General features: G+C 72.7%; 18 protein-coding genes. 6 read left to right on the top strand and 12 right to left on the bottom strand.

From position 1 onward, the window contains the following. Nucleotides 1-110 precede the first annotated feature (110 nt). Entirely contained in the window at nucleotides 111-1,778 is a 1,668-nt protein-coding gene (locus tag AAH991_RS32690) for an acyl-CoA carboxylase subunit beta (RefSeq protein WP_346229784.1), read from the bottom strand. Further along, nucleotides 1,775-1,981: a hypothetical protein gene (locus AAH991_RS32695; protein ID WP_346229785.1), complete on the bottom strand. Its 207-nt coding sequence runs from the start codon at nucleotides 1,979-1,981 to the stop codon at nucleotides 1,775-1,777. The genes AAH991_RS32690 and AAH991_RS32695 overlap by 4 nt, the downstream gene beginning before the upstream one ends. A gap of 187 nt (nucleotides 1,982-2,168) precedes the next feature. Between AAH991_RS32695 and AAH991_RS32700 the strand changes: the two genes are divergently transcribed. Continuing rightward, entirely contained in the window at nucleotides 2,169-2,558 is a 390-nt protein-coding gene (locus AAH991_RS32700) for a hypothetical protein (RefSeq protein ID WP_346229786.1), read from the top strand. A gap of 158 nt (nucleotides 2,559-2,716) precedes the next feature. On the opposite strand, the gene AAH991_RS32705 is transcribed toward AAH991_RS32700, so the two are convergent. Continuing rightward, nucleotides 2,717-3,703, bottom strand: coding sequence for a DUF6879 family protein (locus AAH991_RS32705; RefSeq protein ID WP_346229787.1), 987 nt, complete (start codon nucleotides 3,701-3,703; stop codon nucleotides 2,717-2,719). A gap of 542 nt (nucleotides 3,704-4,245) precedes the next feature. On the opposite strand from AAH991_RS32705, the gene AAH991_RS32710 reads away from it, so the two are divergent. Beyond that, entirely contained in the window at nucleotides 4,246-4,746 is a 501-nt protein-coding gene (locus AAH991_RS32710; protein WP_346229788.1) for a MarR family winged helix-turn-helix transcriptional regulator, read from the top strand. 27 nt (nucleotides 4,747-4,773) lie between these two features. On the opposite strand, the gene AAH991_RS32715 is transcribed toward AAH991_RS32710, so the two are convergent. Together AAH991_RS32715 and AAH991_RS32720 are read right to left on the bottom strand one after the other, a co-directional pair. Then, nucleotides 4,774-5,598 (bottom strand): alpha/beta hydrolase, encoded by an 825-nt coding sequence (locus AAH991_RS32715; RefSeq protein WP_346229789.1) that lies wholly within the window; start codon nucleotides 5,596-5,598, stop codon nucleotides 4,774-4,776. Nucleotides 5,599-5,608: 10 nt separating this feature from the next. Beyond that, on the bottom strand, nucleotides 5,609-6,631 hold the full coding sequence (locus tag AAH991_RS32720) for a hypothetical protein (RefSeq protein ID WP_346229790.1): 1,023 nt from the start codon (nucleotides 6,629-6,631) through the stop codon (nucleotides 5,609-5,611). Nucleotides 6,632-6,957: 326 nt separating this feature from the next. On the opposite strand from AAH991_RS32720, the gene AAH991_RS32725 reads away from it, so the two are divergent. Beyond that, a complete protein-coding gene (locus AAH991_RS32725) occupies nucleotides 6,958-8,568 on the top strand; it encodes a benzoate-CoA ligase family protein (protein WP_346229791.1) in 1,611 nt (536 codons plus the stop codon). Between the two features lie 13 nt (nucleotides 8,569-8,581). Continuing rightward, the gene (locus AAH991_RS32730) at nucleotides 8,582-9,802 is read left to right on the top strand and encodes an aminotransferase class V-fold PLP-dependent enzyme (protein WP_346229792.1); all 1,221 of its coding nucleotides are present in this window, start codon (nucleotides 8,582-8,584) and stop codon (nucleotides 9,800-9,802) included. Nucleotides 9,803-9,827: 25 nt separating this feature from the next. Here the strand turns inward: AAH991_RS32730 and AAH991_RS32735 are convergent, their stop codons facing one another. Then, nucleotides 9,828-10,706: a prephenate dehydrogenase gene (locus AAH991_RS32735; RefSeq protein ID WP_346229793.1), complete on the bottom strand. Its 879-nt coding sequence runs from the start codon at nucleotides 10,704-10,706 to the stop codon at nucleotides 9,828-9,830. A gap of 191 nt (nucleotides 10,707-10,897) precedes the next feature. Beyond that, nucleotides 10,898-11,290 (bottom strand): phosphopantetheine-binding protein, encoded by a 393-nt coding sequence (locus AAH991_RS32740; protein ID WP_346229794.1) that lies wholly within the window; start codon nucleotides 11,288-11,290, stop codon nucleotides 10,898-10,900. Nucleotides 11,291-11,640: 350 nt separating this feature from the next. Between AAH991_RS32740 and AAH991_RS32745 the strand changes: the two genes are divergently transcribed. Together AAH991_RS32745 and AAH991_RS32750 are read left to right on the top strand one after the other, a co-directional pair. Then, entirely contained in the window at nucleotides 11,641-12,435 is a 795-nt protein-coding gene (locus tag AAH991_RS32745; RefSeq protein ID WP_346229795.1) for a tryptophan 2,3-dioxygenase, read from the top strand. Between the two features lie 105 nt (nucleotides 12,436-12,540). Beyond that, nucleotides 12,541-13,851 carry an acyltransferase family protein gene (locus tag AAH991_RS32750; protein ID WP_346229796.1) on the top strand — a complete coding sequence of 437 codons (1,311 nt, stop codon included), beginning with the start codon at nucleotides 12,541-12,543 and terminating at the stop codon, nucleotides 13,849-13,851. A 73-nt stretch (nucleotides 13,852-13,924) separates the two neighbouring features. On the opposite strand, the gene AAH991_RS32755 is transcribed toward AAH991_RS32750, so the two are convergent. The 5 genes from AAH991_RS32755 to AAH991_RS32775 all read right to left on the bottom strand — a co-directional run bounded on the left by AAH991_RS32755 (nucleotide 13,925) and on the right by AAH991_RS32775 (nucleotide 18,913). After that, nucleotides 13,925-14,377, bottom strand: a complete 453-nt coding sequence (locus AAH991_RS32755) for a YdeI/OmpD-associated family protein (RefSeq protein WP_346229797.1) — start codon at nucleotides 14,375-14,377, stop codon at nucleotides 13,925-13,927. A gap of 192 nt (nucleotides 14,378-14,569) precedes the next feature. Beyond that, on the bottom strand, nucleotides 14,570-16,132 hold the full coding sequence (locus tag AAH991_RS32760; RefSeq protein ID WP_346229798.1) for a CoA-transferase: 1,563 nt from the start codon (nucleotides 16,130-16,132) through the stop codon (nucleotides 14,570-14,572). Further along, entirely contained in the window at nucleotides 16,129-16,956 is an 828-nt protein-coding gene (locus AAH991_RS32765) for an enoyl-CoA hydratase/isomerase family protein (RefSeq protein WP_346229799.1), read from the bottom strand. The genes AAH991_RS32760 and AAH991_RS32765 overlap by 4 nt, the downstream gene beginning before the upstream one ends. A gap of 47 nt (nucleotides 16,957-17,003) precedes the next feature. Next, entirely contained in the window at nucleotides 17,004-17,831 is an 828-nt protein-coding gene (locus tag AAH991_RS32770) for an FkbM family methyltransferase (protein ID WP_346229800.1), read from the bottom strand. 173 nt (nucleotides 17,832-18,004) lie between these two features. Continuing rightward, complete coding sequence (locus AAH991_RS32775; protein WP_346229801.1) at nucleotides 18,005-18,913, bottom strand: arylamine N-acetyltransferase family protein; 909 nt, start codon at nucleotides 18,911-18,913, stop codon at nucleotides 18,005-18,007. Nucleotides 18,914-18,938 lie beyond the last annotated feature (25 nt).

The following is an 18,938-nucleotide window of genomic DNA, read 5'->3' on the forward strand; positions in this document are numbered from 1 at the left end:
AAGCTGCACGCGGGTAACCGCAAGCTGCCAACGGGAGGTGCGGCGAGGGCACGCCGAAACGCCCGGCCCGCCGAGGGCGGGGTCCGGGCGTCAGGAGACGGCCGTACGGCTTACAGAGGCACGTTCCCGTGCTTGCGCTGCGCGGCGGGCGCGCGCTTGTCGCGCAGCATGGCCAGGCCGCGGGCGACCGCCGAACGGGTGTGCACCGGGTCGATGACGTCGTCGACCAGCCCCCGCTCCGCGGCGTAGTAGGGGTGGACGAGCTCCTCGGTGTAGTCGTCGAGCAGCTCCGCCCGCCGCCCGGCGGGATCGGCGGCGGCGGCCAGTTCCTTGCGGTAGACGACGTTGACCGCGCCCTCGGCGCCCATCACCGCGATCTCGTTCGTGGGCCACGCCAGGGACAGGTCGGCCCCGATGGACCTGGAATCCATCACGATGTACGCGCCGCCGTACGCCTTGCGCAGGATGACCTGGATGCGGGGAACGGTCGCCTCGCAGTAGGCGTACAGCAGCTTGGCGCCGTGCCGGATGATGCCGGCGTACTCCTGGTCGGCGCCCGGGAGGAAGCCCGGCACGTCGACCAGCGTCACCAGCGGGATGCTGAACGCGTCGCAGAACCGCACGAACCGGGCGGCCTTCTGCGAGGCGGCGACGTCCAGCACGCCGGCCAGCACCAGCGGCTGGTTGGCGACGACGCCGACCACCTCACCGTCGATCCTGGCCAGCGCGCAGATGACGTTGCCCGCCCAGTTCTCGTGCAGTTCCAGGAATTCACCGTCGTCCACCACCTCGGCGACGACGTCGCGCATGTCGTACGGCTTGTTCGGCTCGGGCGGGACGATCTCGGCCAGCCGGGGCCTGGGGTCGTCGGCCGCGCCGCGCGAGGGCGCCCGCGGGGGCAGCTCCAGGTTGTTGCCGGGCAGCATCGACACCAGGTAGCGGACGTCCTCCAGGCAGCTCTCCTCGTCGTCGTGCACGAACGTCGCCACGCCCGACCGGGTCCCGTGGACCTGCGCGCCGCCGAGCTCGGCGTGGCTGATGCGCTGCCCGGTCACCGCCTCCACGACGTCGGGCCCGGTGAGGTAGAGCTGGGCCGGGCCGTCGACCATGAAGGTGAAGTCGGCCAGCGCGGTGGAGTAGGCCGCGCCGCCGGCGCAGGGGCCGAGCACGACGCTGATCTGCGGGATCACGCCCGATGCCTGGACGTTGCGCCGGAAGATGCCGCCGTAGCCGTTGAGGGACAGCGCGCCCTCCTGGATCCGGGCGCCGCCGCTGTCGTTGAGCCCGATGAAGGGCGAGCCGGTGGAGATGGCCAGATCCATCACCTTGTGGATCTTCCGTGCGTGGGCCTCGCCGAGTGAGCCGCCGAAGATGGTGAAGTCCTGCGCGTACACGAAGACGCGGCGGCCGTGGATCGTCCCCGAGCCGGTGACCACGCCGTCGGTGGCCGGGCGGCGCTTCTCCATGCCCAGCCCGTGGGCCTGGTGCCGCCGGAACATGTCGATCTCCACGAACGAGCCCTCGTCGAGCAGCAGGTCGAGCCGTTCGCGGGCCGTGCGCTTGCCGAGGGCGTGCTGGCGGTCGACGGCCTTGCGGTCGCCGGCGAGGATCTCCTCGCGCCGGTTCTCGTGCTCTTCGCGCAGCAGGCGCATGGACCTCCGCCGCGGCGGCTCCTGTCCGCGCGGCTGGGGGGCGGGCTGCAGGATCCTGCCACGTCCGCCGGGCCCGCCGGGTTCGGGCAGGGACACCAGGACGAAATCGAGCTCCGAGGCGGTCACGTGCGCTCCTCCCCCACCGTGGCGGTGCAGGCTTCGGCATTCAGGGGCCGGACCGGGCCGGCCTGGCGGTCGGGCAAGCGGCCGCGCCCGCGGACCGGCGCCCGCGTCCGGTGACCCGCCGCCGCGATCGCCGCGACCGGGTGACCTCCGGCGAATCCGGTGCCGCCGGTGACGCTGACCAGCATCGCCGCATCTCTTCCCACGTCATCCAGTCAAGGTCGGGGCGTCGTCCGCTGTCACCTTCCCGAGTGCTTTCACCCCTCGCCGATGGCAGGAAGCTGCCACGGGCCTGCAGCATGCTGACGCCGTTTTGCCTGGTCACAGCCCTGCGGCCAGCGCAGAGTTGGTTGTGCGAGCTTAACCCGACGAAACGAAGGAAGCGTGAGTGACATGAAGAAGACGACCTCCCTCCGGGCCCGGATCACCGTCGCCGCCAAGTGGTCGACCGCCGTCGCCGCCGGCGTCCTCGCCTGCGGGCTCATGGCCGGGCCCGCCGCCGCCGGCACCACCTGGGACACGGCGTCCGCGGCCGGGTCCACGAACTCGAACTCCGCCCCGCTGCCCAGCCCGTCCCCCACCACCTCGAACGGCACCACCTGGGACGCGCCCTCCGCCACCGGGTCCACGAACTCGAACTCCGCCCCCCTGCCCAGCCCGTCCCCCACCACCTCGAACGGCACCACCTGGGACACGGCGTCCGCGGCCGGGTCCACGAACTCGAACTCCGCCCCGCTGCCCAGCCCGTCCCCCACCACCTCGAACGGCACCACCTGGGACTGACGCGGCCCCGGGCGGGTGAGCGCCCGGCCCCGGCCGTACGCCCCTGCGGGGCACGGTTCGGCGAAACGCGGCTCAGCGAGACGCGACGGAGACGGGCACGCAGGCGACGGCCCGCGGCCACCGAGCGGCCGAGCCCTCGGCCTGCCGCGGCTCCGGCCTCAGATCCAGTTCTCCTCTTTGGCCCGCAGCGCCGCCTGGAACCGGTTGACCGCTCCGAGGCGCGCCATGAGATCAGCCACGTATCGGCGGTAGGTCCGTACGGAGACGTCGATTTCGCGGGCGGCTATCTCGTCCTTGTCGGCGGTCGCCATGACGGCGAGCACCCGCCTTTCCAGATCGGACAGCAGCGGTGGTTCCTTGGACGGCTCCGTGTACTCCCGGAAATCCGTCGCCGCATCCCAGACGCCGTCGAAATAGGTGACGAGCTGGGAGACCAGTCCCGGCTCCCGCACCAGGAGCGCACCCCGCGCCGACTCCTTGGGATGGATCGGCACGACGGCCACACTCCGGTCGAAGACGACCATGCGGTCCATCGGCTCCTCGGTGATGCGCACCTGACCGCCCAGGGCGACGATGTCGCGGAGGTAGGCGGCCATCAGGGAGTCGTCCAGCGCCTTGGGATGGTAGACGGCCTTGACCGCGAGGCCGCGCCGGAGGGATCGGGTGTCGAGCGGCATCGCCGTCTGGATGGCGCCACGCGACAGCGGCCCGCCGGGATGCAGGCAGAGAGTCTCCTTGTAGCAGAAGAAGCCCAGGTCGTCGAGGCGCTCCCGGACGCGTTCCAGACCTTCCACGCGCTCGATGTCGAGCGCGGACGCCGAGCGGTCCCCCTGCTGCTGGTCCTCCATGAAGACGGCGATGGCGTCCCGGGCCGCGAGGACGCGCCGGATCTCCGCGTTGAGCTCGTTGAGGCGCTGTTCCACGAGGCGTTCGATGCCCACCCTCGGCTCGGTGGCGACCACCCTGTGCCGGTCCCTCAGGTCGAGCAGGGACAGCCTCTCCAACTCCTCGACGGCGGCCTCGACGGTGTCGGGATCCAGCCCGAGCGCCTGGCGCGCGTCGCTGACCCCCTCGCCACGGTGCCGAAGGAAGTATCGGTAGAGCTCCACCCCCTCGGGCGAGACACCGATGACGGAAATGTCCATGACACACCTCCGGCATGCACTCAGCCCCGCCCGCCGACAGGGGTGGTGGGACGCCGGCCCCACTGGATGAACGGCAGTATGCGCATCTACAAACTATCAAGAGGTAGATAGTCCGCTTTTATCGCAAATTGCCGCCCAGGGATGGCGTGACAAACTGCGCAAGAACGCGGTTGAGCGTTCTTCTTCCGCGCCCGCCTCCGGTTCAGCCCCGGCGTTCGTCCGGCGCGCCCGCCTCGTCCGAGACGACCGGGGACTCCTGCGCCTCGTCCCAGGTGATGCCGCCGTCCGGTCCGGATCTCCCCGTCGGCCTCGACATGGCCATGGTGTCTCTCCTCACCGGAGTGGGCGCACGTGCACTCCCCACTCCACCAATCATCAGTATTACTGACGATCAGGATGCGGTCAATCAGCCTAACTGACGGTTTTCACCTCGCCGTTGCGCAAGGCAAAGAACACATGTGACACTCTCTCGATATATAGGCACCGCTTGATATGGACGCTTCGCGCACAGCCTCTGCCGATTGGCGATCGAAGGGACATATGTGAGCACTGATTCCCCACGCATCGATCTTTCCGCGCCCGGCGGCCCGCCTGCTCTCCTCTCCAGTTCGACCAGCGTCCTGATGAGCAGGGCCGGCACTCTGTTCGCCGAGATCTTCGAGTCCGCCATGGAGCCCTTCGGGCTGAAGTCGAAGGACTTCATCGTGCTCACCGCCATCGACGCGATGGGGCCGCAGTCACAGCAACAGCTCGCCCGCGCCCACGGCATCGACCGGACGACGATGGTCAGCGTGGTCGACGGGCTGGAGCGGCTGGGTCTCGTACGGCGCTCCCGGGACCCCGGCGACCGGCGCAAATACGCGATCGTGCTCACGGGCGAAGGCGAGTCGCTGTTGCGGCACGAACTCGGTCCGGCCATGCTCGGCGCCCTCGACGACTTCCTCACGCCCCTGACCCCCGACGAGCGCGAGCAGTTCAACAGGATGTTGTGGTGCCTGGTGTACGGACGCGACCGCGCCCCCGCGGGCAACCGGGGGAACTGAGACGTCCGGAGGGATCGACCGGCCGGGTCAGCGGGACGGTCGCGCGACCGAGCCGATGGCGTCCACGACGCTCGGCCACGACCGGGAAAGCGGGTCGATCAGCCCGAAATGCCCGGTGTCCCGTAACTCGACGAATGTCGTGGACGGCTCCCGCGCCGCGAAGCGCCGGGCGATATCGACCGGCACCACCCGGTCCTCGGCGCCGTGCACGATGACGAGCCGGCCGCGACCGTAGGGCAGCAGGCGCATCGGATCGGTCTCGGCGAGCCGATCGAGGCGGCCGCCGATCAGGTCGCGACAGGCGCCGTCGCCCAGTCCCGCCGCTATCGCGCCGCCGAGGTCGGCCACCGGGGCCAGCGCGACGCACCCGAGCACGTGCCCCCGGGCACCCTCTCGGGCGGGCGGCCCGGCGTACCAGCGCGACGCGACGGGCAGCCGGTGCCGCAGAGCCGCCCACATCGCCAGGTGCCCCCCGGCCGAGTGACCGGCGAGCACGACGGGACCGCCGGCCGGGGGGTCCGCCAGCACGGCGTCGACCGCGGCGGCGACGTCGTCGAAGGTCCCCGGGTAGCCGCCGCCCGGCTGCCCGACCCTCCGATACTCCGGCGTGCACACGACGTAGCCCCGGCGCGCCAGATCGTCGGCCATCGGCCGGGTGTGGCACCGGTCGTACGCCGCCTGCCAGAAGCCGCCGTGCAGCAGGACGACGACGGGCGCGTCAGGACGGGCTCCCTCCCGTCGCACGTCGATGACCTGGTCCGCGTGATCGCCGTAGCGGATCACGTGATCCGGCGGCGCGGCCGGACGGGTGAACACGCCGGGCAGGGACCGGTTCGGCGAGTGGGGTGACACGGCACGCTCTCTAGGGCACGGGGCAGGGCAACATGGGACCGGGCGGCGCCGCGCGGTAGCAGGCCGCGCCGGGGCACACCACCTTGACCGGCCCGCCCGGCGTTCCCCGCCCGACGACGACCGGCTCGTGGCCGAACCGGCGGCAGGCGATGTCCGGCCAGCCGGGCGCGCCCTCACCCGGCGCCGGGTCGTCGAGGGCCGCGGGGTCGGCGTCGACGGCCGAGCGCTCCAGATAAGTCAGGTAGTCGGTCTCCCGGTGCCAGACGGTGAGCCGCCGCAGGGAGTCCGTCACCGGCAGCGTGGCCCACGGCTGGGCCCGGGCCGCCATCGCCCGCAGGAAGGCCTCGCCGATCGCGGCCTCCACGGTGCGGCCCGCCGCCGCCGCCACCGTCGTCCCGTCGCCGCTCACGCCGACCAGGCCGATGCGGAAGCCGGCGCCGGGAAGCACGAACCCCGACACCCGCAGGCCGAGGGCGCTCGCGGCGGGCAGGACGCCCGGCGGGAGCAGGCCGCCCAGGTGCTCCGACACCCGCAGGAGCGGGGTCCGCGGGCTCTCCCACCAGCGGATGACCACGTCGTGCGCCAGGAGGTCGGCCACGGCCGCGCCGACGTCCTTCTCCACCACCCCCACGAGCGTGGGCTCGACCCCGCGGTCCCGCCCGCCGATCCGTACGATCTCGGCGGGCAGCAGGTAGCGGTCGCGGCTGAGCAGGCCGACACCGGGCACGGGGGCCGAGACGTCCACGGCCGGCCGCTCCGCCACGAAGTCGGCCAGGGTCAGCCGCCGTGCGCCCGCCGGGGAGGGGGGCGCGACCGGCGGCGTCTCGTAGAGGGCCTCCAGGGCCGCGGCCCGTGTCCGCGCGTGAGCGAGGGCGGCCTCTTCGGAGAAGGCGGCGACGACGGTGACGGCGCCGGACTCCGGCCCTTCGGCGTACGCGAGATACACCCCGCGCAGGCACTCGGCGACCTCGCCGGCACGCCCCGGCCGGTCGCCCGCGGTCGCGGACCGGGAGCCTACAGGGGTAGTGGCCATCCGTCCCTCCTCGTCACGGACCCCGGACGTGACGGCCGGAACCGCCGGTGGCGGGGCCGCCCCCGGTTTCCGGCACCTGGCTCGTATCCGCGGACCGCACATACCGGTGCAAACCCAGTGAAGCCACCGATAGAGGGACCCGTCAACGCGGGCCGGAAGGTCCAGCAATCTGCGAGAACACACCCCGGCCGCCTATTCGGGATGGCAGGAAGGTGACGGCCGCGGGCATCTTGCTGCCGCCGATTCTCCTGGTCGCCGGGGCCGGCGCGGAGCACCGTGAATGGTGCAGGACAAACGACGCCGGTTCGAGGAAAGGTGTGCTGGAAATGACGGTCCTGGACAACCCGCCCCTCGCGTCAATTATCGGAGAAGGATCCTTCCCCGCCGAATTCAATATCTCCGCGCATTTCCTGGACCGCAATGATCCGACGCGTACGGCGTTGGTCACCGCGGCAGGCCCGGTCACCTACGACCGGCTGCGGACCCTGGCGTGCCAGGTGGGCAACGCGCTGCGGAGCCTCGGCGTGCGGCGGGGCGACCGGGTGCTCCTGGCGCTGGGCGACGGAATGGAGTTCGTGGCGGCGTGGTACGGAGCGCAGCGCATCGGCGCGATCACCGCGGAGGTCTACACCTACCTCCAGCCGAAGGACTACCGGTACTACGCGGAGTACGCCGAGCCGGCGGTGGTGATCGCCGACGGGCAGACGCTGGAGCGGCTGCGGGCGGCGGGAGTGCGCGGCCTGCTGGTGACCGGGGTGCGCCCGGAGGAACTGCGGGAGGGCGAGCACCACTTCGAGACGCTCGTGGCGGCCCAGCCCGGCGAACTCGACCCCGTCCCGGTCGCCCCCGACGACGTCGCGATCTGGAAGTTCACCACCGGCAGCACGGGTGCGCCCAAGGCGTGCCTGCTCCCGGCGCGCGCTCCGCTGCTGAGTTACGAGTGGTACGCGCGAGACGTGCTGGGCCTGGGCCCTGACGACCTCGTGCTGCCGGTGCCCAAGCTCTTCTTCGGCTACGCCAGGGACCTCGCCGCGCTGTTCCCCTTCGGCGCGGGCGCGGCCGGAATAGCCTTCCCCGAGCGCAGCACACCCGAGCTGATCTTCGAGCTGATCGCGAAGTATCGTCCCACGATCCTGGTCAACGTCCCGACGATGATGGCGGCCATGGTCGCCCATCCCGCGGCCGCCGAGCAGGACCTCAGCTGCCTGCGGCTGTGCACGTCCGCCGGCGAGGAACTGCCCGCCGACCTGCACCGCAGGTGGCTGGACACGTTCGGCGTGGAGGTCGTCGACGGCATCGGCTCCTCCGAGGCGTACCACATCTTCCTGTCGAACCGCCCGGGCCGTTCGCGGCCCGGCAGTCTGGGGCAGGTCGTCCCCGGGTACAGCGCGCGTGTGGTGGACGGTGACGGCAGGGAGGTCCCCGACGGCGAGGTCGGCCGGCTGGAGATCACCGGCGCGCCGGTGGCGCTCGGCTACTGGCGTGAGCCGGGCAAGACCGCCGCCACGTTCGTCGGCGAGCGCACCGTCCGGTCCAGCGACCTGGTCGTCCGGAACGCCGACGGCACCTTCGAATACCGTGGGCGGATCGACGACCTGCTGAAGGTCGGCGGTGTCTACGTGGCGCCCGCCGAGATCGAAGGCTGCCTGCGCACCCACCCCGCGGTGCGGGAGTGCGCGGTGGTGGGCTACCGGGAGGGCGGCCTGACCCGGCCGAGGGCGTACGTGGTCCGCCGCGGCCCGGTCACGGCGACGGAGCTCCAGGACTTCGTCCGCGCCCGGCTCGCACCGCGCAAGTACCCCCGCGACGTCCGCTTCGTCGACGCGCTGCCCCACACCGCCTCGGGCAAGGTGGACCGCCGTGCCCTGCGGGACCTCGGCGAGATCGACCCGGCCTCGCCGGAATCGACCCCGGCCGCCGTCGCGCGGCCCCGGTGAAAGGAGACGCCGGATGAACCGCACGGCGAACGACGACCAGTCCGCACGGCTCGCCCCCCACTACTCGATGTTCGGGGTCGAGCGGCGCCTCCTGCTGACCGGCCACTCGCATCAGGCGTGGCCCGACGTGGCGCTGGAAGGCCAGATAGAGGCCTTCCACGACGCCGCCGGGGACGCGGACGCCAAGTGGGGCCGCGCCATGGAGAAGGCGGAGCAGGTGAGGCGGGGCTTGCGGGGGTTCCTGCACGATTCGTCGGCCGAGCTCGCCCTCGGCGGCTCCACGCACGAGCTCCTGCTGCGCTTCCTGTCCGCGCTGGACCTGTGCGGCCGCCCGCGGCTGGTGACCAGCGACGGGGAGTTCCACACGATGCGCCGGCAGCTCGGCCGGCTGGCGGAGGAGGGCGTCGAGGTCGTCCGGGTCCCGGCCGAGCCCGTGGACGCCCTCGCCGAGCGGATGGCCGACGCCGTGGACGACCGGACCGCCGCCGTCCTGGTGTCGGCGGTCCTCTTCGAGACCGCGCGCGTCGTGCCCGGGCTCGCCCGGCTCGCCGCGGAGTGCCGCCGGCGGGGGGTTGAGCTGCTCGTCGACGCCTACCACGCCCTCGGCGCCGTGCCGTTCTCCTCGGCCGAGCTCGAGTCCGCCTGGGTGGTCGGCGGCGGGTACAAGTATCTCCAGCTCGGCGAGGGCAACTGCTTCCTGCGGATCCCCCCGCACGCCGCCACGCTGCGGCCCGTGATCACCGGCTGGTTCGCCGAGTTCGCCGAGCTGGACGCCGCGCCACGCGGCGGCGAGGTGGGCTATCCGGCCGGCGCGGCCCGCTTCGCGGGCTCGACGTACGACCCGGTGAGCCACTACCGCGCGGCCCGGGTGTTCCGGTTCTTCGCCGAGCAGGGGCTCACCCCGCGGTTCCTCCGGGAGGTCTCGCTGCGTCAGGTCGGGCTGCTGGCCGAGCGTTTCGACGCGCTCGACGCCCCGGAGGACCTGATCAGCCGCGACCGCCGCGGCGCCCCGGAGGACTTCGGGGGCTTCCTCGCGCTCCGCTCGCCGTACGCCGCCCGGCTGCGCGAGGGCCTGGCGGCCCGGGGCGTGCTGACCGACAGCCGCGGCGAGTACCTGCGGCTCGGCCCCGCGCCGTACCTGTCGGACGCGCAGTTGACCGCCGCCGTCGACGCGCTCGGCGCCGAGCTCCGTACCCTCCGGGCGGCGGAAAAGACCGTGGTCCCGTCGCGGTAGCGGCGGGACCACGGAATCGGAACCGTCATGCGGCGAGCCGCCGCGGCGCGGACAGGTCGCCGCCGGCGATGAGGTCACGACCGCGGTTGCCCCTGACGAGCAGATCCGCGAGCGGGCCGTCCACGTGGCCGCCCTGACTGCGCAGCGCGGCCGCGGCCTTCGCGAGGTCCTCCACGACCGCCTCCAGGACGGTCGCGACGGCCTCCGCGTTCTGGCCGAGGATGTCGCACCACAGCCCGGGCGCGCCGGCCGCGATCCTGGTCACGTCGCGCAGGCCCTGGCCTACCAGGGAAAGCGTGGTTCCGTCGGCGTCCGCGAGCCTGGCCGCGATCGCGGCGGACACCAGATGAGGCGCGTGCGAGACCACGGCGGCGATCCGGTCGTGCCTGCCCGCGGTCAGCACGACGCGCTCCGCCCCGCACAGCCGCACCAGTTCGCCGACCGCGGCCAGCGCCTTCGGCGCCGTGGCCGGATGCGGGCACAGGGCCCAGCTCCGCCCGGCGAACAGATTCGCCCGGGCCGCACCGGGGCCGGAGGACTCGCCGCCGGCCATCGGATGGCCGGGGACGTACGTCGCGAGGTCGCACCCGGCCGCCTCCACCTCGGCGAGGACCCGCCCCTTGGTGCTGGCCACATCGGTGTACACGGCGCCGAGCCCGCGGTCCTGGGCCTCGCGCAGCACGGCGGGCACCGCGGACGGCGGGGTGGCGACGACCACGACGTCGGCGGCGGGGTCGCCGGGGCGGTACGGCAGTCCCGCGCCCATACGCTCGGCGAGACGCAGGGCGCGGGCGTCCCGGTCGGCCAGACGGACGCGGACTCCGGCGTCGCGCAGCGCGAGCGCGACGGAGGTGCCGATCAGGCCGCAGCCGAGCACGAGAACGCGGCGAAGTGAAGCAGACATGGCTAATCCCTTGTCGAGGTGCCCTTTCGCGGGGGCACGGCCGGCGGGGCGGCACGGGCCCGGCACGACGGCGGGGCCCTGTTCACCGGCAATCGTGCCGCCGGCGCGGCCCTCGGGGCCAGGGATGACGGCGGCATCAAGGTGACAGCGGATGCCGCTTCCTGTCACGCGCCCGGGGGCGGGAAGCGCTGTCAGAGTCCGGCGGGCACCGCCCGCGCGCCTCCGGTCAGGACGTGGCGCACGAACGACCGCAGGTCCTGGTGCTCGGCGACGGCGCCGGGCTCGACCCGGAGGCCGAGCTCGCGCCGGACACGCCCGGCGATCCGGAGCGCGGCCATGGCGTCGCCGCCCAGGTCGGCGAAGGTCGCGTCCTCCTCGCCCTCGCCGACGCGCAGGACGCTCCTCCATATCTCCGCGACGCGGCTCTCCACCGCGAACACGGCGGCCGCCCGGAAGGGATCGGCCAGGGGGAGTTCGTCCGCGAACGCGGGCGACGGCGGCGGGGCGGGCACGACGTCGAGACCCGACGCGCAGGCGAGCGAGGGCAGGCACATCAGCGACCTCCTGCGGAAAAACAGGCGCACCGGTCCGGCAACCGTACGCCGGAAGACGGCGCCGGCCATCTTCCATCGTGCTTTTCTCGTGCTTCCGCCGTTGGCGGCGAGGACTGCGTAAAAAGCGGAACCGCATTTCCCCGGCTGACAGGAAGCTGTCATTTCCCGCCAGCTTGATGTCTTTGTCCGGCCTGTTCGCGGAGGCGGGCGCGGCGCACCCTGGAGAGTGCGAGAACAAATCGCGGTCCGGTGCGGAAGCACCGAAAAATGCGACTCGAATTCGCGCCGCCGGCCGTTTCCCGGATTCGGCCGCGCTCCGCCGCCCGCGGTTCACGGCGCGCGGATCGCGGCCCGTCAACCACTCCCGGAGGTCGTTCACCATGATCCTCGACCACACAACCGTGCTGACCTACTCCTCGTACCTCGCGCTGGACGAGGTCCTGACGGCGCAGCGCCCCCGCACGCGCGAGCACGACGAGGTGCTGTTCATCGTGATCCACCAGGTGCACGAGCTGTGGTTCAAGCAGCTCCTGCACGAGTTCGCCGAGCTGCAGCAGCGGCTCGCCCTCGGCGACAGCGGACGCGTGCTCCACACCCTGCGCCGGTCGCTGGGGATACTCAAGCTGGTGGTCGCGCAGGTCGACGTGCTCGAGACCATGACACCTCCCCAGTTCACCGCCTTCAGGGACGCCCTCGGCAGCGCCAGCGGCTTCCAGTCGGCGCAGTTCCGGGAGGTCGAGGCCGTCCTGGGCCGGCGTGACCGGCAGGTGCTCGGCCGCTACGACGAAGGCAGCGCGGAGCGGTACCGCATCGAGGCCGCCATGAACCGGCCGTCCCTGTTCGACTCCCTGCTCGGCTACCTGGCGATCCACGGCTACCCGATCCCGGGCGAGCTGCTGCGCCGGGACGTGTCGCTGCCGATCGAGCAGTCGGAGGCGGTGCGGGAGGCCCTGCGGGCGGTCTACACGGACGACGGCCTGCCCGCACAGGTCTGCGAGGGCCTGATCGAGCTCGACGAGCGCCTGCAGGAGTGGCGGTACCGGCACGTGAAGATGGTCGAGCGGATCATCGGGTTCAAGACGGGCACCGGTGGCTCCTCCGGCGCCCCCCACCTCCGCGCCGGCGTGTTCACGCCGATGTTCCCCGACCTGTGGGCCGTGCGATGTGACTTGTGATGACGGGCAGTCCCGGCAAGCCAGGAGTAAGCAATCTAAAGGATGCCCAGTCGTATCTGTCGGGACAAAGTGGGCCTCATCCGTTACTAAAGAAGGGATGGCGCTATGGTGGCACCTCCAACCGCCGGCGTAGCGGCCCGCGACAAGACACGCGTCCGCACACTGGACGGGATACGCGGAATCTGCGCGATGGCGGTCGTCTTCACGCACGTCGCGTTCGCAACGTTCGTGCTCAGCTCCGCGGCCGGACCGCCACGCGAGGGCATCTGGTCGATCCTGGCGGCCGGTCAGCTGTCCATCGGACCGTTCTTCATCATGTCGGGCCTGTTCCTCTACAAGCCCTTCGTCCGCCGGGCCTTCCTCGGCACGGCCAAGCCCGACCTCGGCCGGTTCTTCGTCCGGCGGGGCGCGCGACTGCTGCCCGCCTTCTGGCTGATGACCGCGTTCTGCCTGCTGGTCCTGAACCTCGACGCGCTGCAGGGCGTCTGGGACGTGCTGCGCCCGTTCCTGCTCCTGCACATCTACGACTTCCACTACTACGCCGGGCTCGACGTGGCGTGGACCGTTCCGGCCGAGACGCAGTTCTACCTGGCCCTGCCGGTGCTCGCGTGGTTCATCCACCGGCTCGGGCGCGGCGTCGACGACCCGGCGCGCAAGGCCCGGCGGATGCTGGTCCCGCTCGGCGTGCTCGTGGTGCTCCAGTTCGCCTGGACCGCCTACGTCCACTCGGCGTACGAGGCGTGGCCGCCGCAGTACTTCTGGCCGTTCGGCATCACCGGCCTGTTCGCGATCGGCATGGCCATGGCGATCTGGTCCGTCCTCGCCGAGGTCTCCCCCGGGTCGGAGCCGGCCTTCTGGCGGCTCGCGGTCCGCAGGCCGCACCTGTTCTGGCTCGGCGCGCTGGTCGCCTACGCCATCAACTGCGCCCAGCCGTTCGGCGTCCCAGGCACGGCGGACTGGCAGACGACCCCCGCGGCGCTCGTGCGGGACGCGATGCTGCTGTCCTTCTCGTTCCTGCTCATGGTCCCGCTGGTGGTGCCGGGCGCGGCCTCGCGGTTCATGGAGGTGACGCTCGGCAACGGCGTGATGCGTTACCTCGGGCGCATCTCGTACGGCATCTACCTCTGGCACTTCCCGATGATGTACCTGCGGTTCGGCAGCGGGAGCATCTTCGGCGAGACCGTCCCCGTCCAGATGCTGCTGGGCAAGTTCGGCTTCTGGGCCCTGGTGATCCCCGTGGCGCTCTCGACGATCGCGGTCGCCTCGGTGAGCTACTGGGTCCTCGAACGTCCCGTCATCCGCCTCGCGGACCGGTGGGCCGCGGCGCGCAAGGCGAAGGAGGCGGCCGCCCGGCCGGTCGCGCCGGCCGCCGAGGAGCCCCTGCGCCAGGAGGAGAGGAGCCCCGCGGCGATCTGACGACCCGCCACACAGAGGCGCCGTACCGGCTCGGACCCGGTACGGCGCTTCGCTGTGCAGGTGACTTCGGATGTCAGGGGCGGTTGCGGCCCTCGCGCAACGCGGCGAGCGACTTGACCACGCGCTGCTCGCGCGTCTCGGCCTTCTTGGCCTGCTCGATCCAGGTCACGAAGCCCTTCTTCTGGCTGTGGGTCAGGCCCTCGAAGAACGTCTTGGCCGCGGGCTCGTCCGCCAGCGCCTTCGCCAGGTCCTCCGGCACGGTCACCACGCGGGGCTCGGTGTCGAGCTCGATGTCGACGTCGACCTCGTCGCCCGCGGCGACGCCGGCGCCCTTGCGGTTCTCCGCGCTGACCGGCACCAGGAATTCCGGCCCGTAAACGCCGATCGTGGTGCGATAGCTGTAATCGCCGATCGTCACTTTGACCGGCGGGCGCTTACCGGAGCCGAGCGCCTCAATGACCTCCACCGGAACCCGGATGCCGGTGGCCGTCTTGCCGTCGAGCTGGATTTTGGCGCGAAATCTCATGGCGCGATCTTACCTCTCTGATAGGGCCCGTGCTGGGCTTTTCCTTTGCCTGTCCGGCGCCTCCCGCGTCCGGCGGAAGGGCACGGAAGCGCGAATGCCGTCCCGGAATGAACTCATCCCGGGACGGAATGGCGCGGAAATGACCGCTGCGGCGGAATACGCCCGGCCGGCGCACGAAATGGCGGCCACGGCTCAGGGGCGGAAGAGCTCGGGGTCCATCGTGCGCACCCGGTCGGCCAGCCGTACGGGGAAGGCGACCCGGTCGAGCACGTCGCGGCGCAGGTCGACGCCGGGCGCCGTCTCGGTCAGGACCAGGCCCGCGGGCGTGACCTCGAAGACGGCGCGCTCGGTGACGATCAGAGCCTCCTGGCCGCGGCGCACGCCCTCGCCCGCGCGATAGGTGACGTGGTCGACGGCGGGCACGAACTTCGCCACGCGGCCCTCCCGCAGGATCGTCAGCCTGCCGTCCCGGCACTCGGCGTCGAGGCCGCCGGTGGTCAGGGTGCCGGCGAAGACCAGCCGGCGGGCCGAGGCGGCGATGTCGACGAAGCCGCCGGCACCGGGGTTGGCCGCGCCGAAGCGGCTGACGTTCACGTTGCCGGCCGCGTCGATCTGGGCGAACGCGAGCGCCGCGAACGGGCAGCCGCCCCCGTCGATGAAGTCGAACTGGGAAGGGCCGTCGAGCAGGGCCTCCGGAGCGTAGTTGGCCGAGAACTGCCAGCCGCTCATGACGACGCCGCCGAAGGAGCCGTGCTCGGTGGTGAAGGTGTGGTCGTACAGCCGGCCGTCGTCGAGCAGCCCGTCCTCGGCCATCGACAGCACGGCGTCGGAGGAGCCGCCGAACCCGAAGATGGAGGTCTCGCCCGGGCGGATCTCCCTGGCCACCCGCCGCGCCACCACCTTGTCCGGCCCGGGAGCCAGCGTGGGCAGCCGCTTCAGGGCGTCCGGGACGGCGCCGAGGTAGCCGGGATCGTCGCGCACACCGGTGCCGGTCGGCGCGTCCGGCACGACGACGACCCGGTCGACGAGCGACCCGGGGATCCGCACCTCGCGGGCGGGCCGGGAACCGCGCGGCACGATCCGGGAGACCTGCGCGATCACCGTGCCGCCGCACGCCTTGACCGCCAGGGCGAGGGCGAGCGCGCTGGAGGTGAGCGGCTGGTCCTCGAAGGACAGGTTGCCGTCCTCGTCGGCGCTGCCGGCCCGCACGATGCCGACGTCGAGCGGCCAGGCGGGGTAGAACAGGTGCTCCTCGCCGCGGAAGTCCACGAGCTCCACCAGGTCCTCGGTGGCCGGGGCGCTGAACTTCCCCCCGCCGTGCCGGGGGTCGATGTAGGTGCCGAGACCGATCCGGGTCAGGTAGCCGGGGCCCCGCCTGGCCACCTCGCGCAGCCAGTGCATCGCCGCGCCCATCGGCCAGTTGTACGCCTCGACGAGGTCGTTCTGGATCAGCTCGGTGAGCGCCGGCCGTGCCCCGGTGACGGGGTGCCTGGGGTTGATGTAGGAGCCCGACACGATCCGGCGCATCAGGCCCTTCTTCGCGACGTGGTCCATCCCTCGGATGCCCGCCGCGTCGCCCGTCGCGCAGGGGAAGTAGAACGTGAGGTCGCGCGGCCCCCCTGTCGCGTCGTACCGGGCGCCGAGGGCGGCCAGGACCGCGTCGGGTGTGAGCCAGCCGATCACCCCGGTGCAGGCGACCGACTGCCCGTTCCCGATCAGCGCGACGGCGGCGTCCGCTCCGCACACCTTGCTCACGGCCGCGCCTCCCGAGCGAACGCGCGGAGGCTGTCGCGGGCGATGCCGCCGTGCGCGCAGTCCTCCCCGAACATCCACGTCGTCCGCGCGTCGAGCGCCTCTGCCGCGCCCGCCGTGGCGTCGCCCAGAGCGCGCTTGGCGGAGGCGACCGCGCGCGGAGGCAGGGCGGCGAGGTCCGCCGCGATCTCACGCGCCCGCTCCAGTGCCCGGCCCGGCTCGGCCAGTTCGTCGGCCACCCCCAGCCGGCACGCGTCGGCACCGGTCAGCGGCCGGGCGCCCCAGGTCAGGCGCTTGGCCGCGGCCGGTCCGACACGGGTGACGAGGGTCTCCAGCCCCCAGGGCGGCACCCAGCCGAGCCGCACCTCCGGCAGGTGCCAGCGCGCGTCGGCGGCCGTGACGACGACGTCACATGCGGTGGCGAGCAGGAACCCGCCGCCGAGTGCGAAGCCCTCCACCGCGGCGACGACCGGGATGCCGAGTCGCTGGACGGTCCGGGCGGCGTGCCCGGTCCTCGCCTCGTGGCGGACCATGTCGCCGATCTCCAGGCGGGCCAGCTCCTTGAGGTCCGACCCGGCGCAGAAGCCCGGCGGGCTGCCGGTCAGCACCGCGACCCGCACCTCGGGATCCCGGTCGAGGGCCTCCAGCCGGGCGGCGAGCAGGTCGACCAACCGGGCGCCGAGCGCGTTGCGCACGCGGGGCCGGTTGAGCCGCAGCACCGCCACGTGCCCGTCACGCTCGCACACCAGGTCGGCGCCCGTACGGTCGTCTGGAACGGCGGCGCGTTCCACGCCGGCCCCGGCGGGGCCGAAGGTGTCGATGCGCATCTCTGGGCTGCCCTCCCTCTGGTCGTCGCCCGCCCCGGCGGGACGGGTCAGGTCCGGGGCGCGCGGCGGGTGCGGGGGGCCACCCAGGCGACGTCCACGACGTACGGACGGGCGTGCGGCCACCGGGCCACCTCCCGCCAGCCCGCCGCGCGCATGTGGTCGGCGATGACGTCGAGCGTGGACCCGCCGTCGTAGCGCGCCCAGGTGCTGCCCTCGATCACCGCGAGCTCCAGGCGGTCGAGGTCGGCGCCGGCCAGCACCTCCAGCTCCGCGCCCTGCGCGTCCACGACCAGCACGTTGCAGCCCTGCTGCACCTCGCGCAGGGGAAGGACCGGGATGGTGTCCTGCCGTACGACGGCCATCGGCAGCAGCGGGGGCAGCATGCTGGCCTGCTGGTCGTACTCGGTCACGTGCAGGACGGCCTCGCCACGCGTGCGCCCCGCGGCCGACACGACGATCTCCCTGGCCGGCAGGCCGCCGGCCGGCGCGGGCAGCCCGGCACGCTCGTGGTACCGCAGCCGCCGGCGCAGCTCGGGGATGTGGTCCTGGTTGGGCTCCAGCAGCACCAGACGCCGGAACCCGCAGCGGGTGAACGCCTCGATCTCCTGTCCGATGTGCGCACCCACCTGCACCAGCCCGTCGGCGGCGATCCTGAGCCGATCGAGCAGGGAGCCCAGGTGCTGCTCCCACCGCTGCGGCGCCTGCGGGGGCACGGCCGGCGCCGGGATGGCGGGCCCGGTGGGTTCGGCAATGGCGGGCGCTGTGTCGAGGTGCGCCGTGTCGAGGTGCGCCGTGTCAAGGTGCGCCGTGTCAAGGTCCGCTGTGCCGAGGTGCGCCACCGGCGGATCCATGACGGCTCGGGAACCCTCGTTCATGCTCATCTCCTCCTGACCGGGCCGCAGACACGGCCCGGAAGGCCCCGGGGTGCCCGCTGTGCCGTTCGGAACGGACATCGAATCGGAACGGTCATCGAAATCGTCGCCTCAGCCGCGCGGGCGGTGCATCTCCTCGATTGCGAGGCGGACGGCGCGGGAGACGGGTGCGCCGCTCAGCGTGCCCGGGCCGCCCGCCACGCCTCGTGCGCCGTGCGCACCTTGGTCCACAGGGCCGCCCGCTCCGCGGGGTCCAGATCGGTCAGGTCGAGGCCGAAGACGTCCTCGAGCACGCCGAACCACTCGTCGGCCCCGGTCAGCTCGCGGACGCTGCGGCCCGTGCCCTCGATGCGGCGCAGCACGCAGCCCGTCAGGCAGTCCGCCCCCACGGCGTCGCGCCGCATGACCACGGCGGCGCGCACCAGACGCGACTCGGGTGAGGTGCAGAGGTATCCGTGCCACCGGGCGAAGTCGTCCTCGTCCGCGGGCTCCGTCTCGATGTCCATGCCCGCGATCGCGCCCCGGGGGTCGTGGTCGAACCGCCAGCCGCCGGGCTCCACCTGAGAGGGCCCGAGCCGGAACGTGAACGGCCCCTGGGTGTGCTCTCCGGCGGTCAGCGGCACGGGCTCGTACAGCCCGTCGCCGAGGCCGACGTCGGTCAGCCAGACCTCGCCGTCGAGCGTCACGGTCGGCGCGAGGTGGGGGGCGTGGTCGGCGCTGGAGGGCGGGGCGGCGGCGCTGCCCTGCACGCCCGCCCTGTGCCAGGTGACGTCGTAGCCGAGTGCCGTCAGCAGCGCCGTGAAGGCGCCGTTGAGCTGCACGCAGTACCCCCCGCGCCCGCGCAGGACGCGTTCGGCCGAGTCCAGCGGGTTCACCGTGGTCGGCCGCCCGAGCTGGACGTCCAGGGTCTCGTACGGCACGCGTTCCACGTGGGCGCGGTGGAGGGCGCGCAGCGCCGGCAGCGTGGGCCGGGCCGGCCGTTCCACACCCAGCCGGCGCAGGTAGGCGGCCACCCTGTCCGGTGCGAGGGCCGTGGCGGATGTGCGGGCGGCGGGCGACGCGATGGGGGCGCCGGTTGAGGGCATGGCTGGTGTCCTCCCACTCGGGACG

Source organism: Microbispora sp. ZYX-F-249, assembly GCF_039649665.1.
GTDB classification, from domain to species: Bacteria; Actinomycetota; Actinomycetes; order Streptosporangiales; family Streptosporangiaceae; genus Microbispora; species Microbispora maris.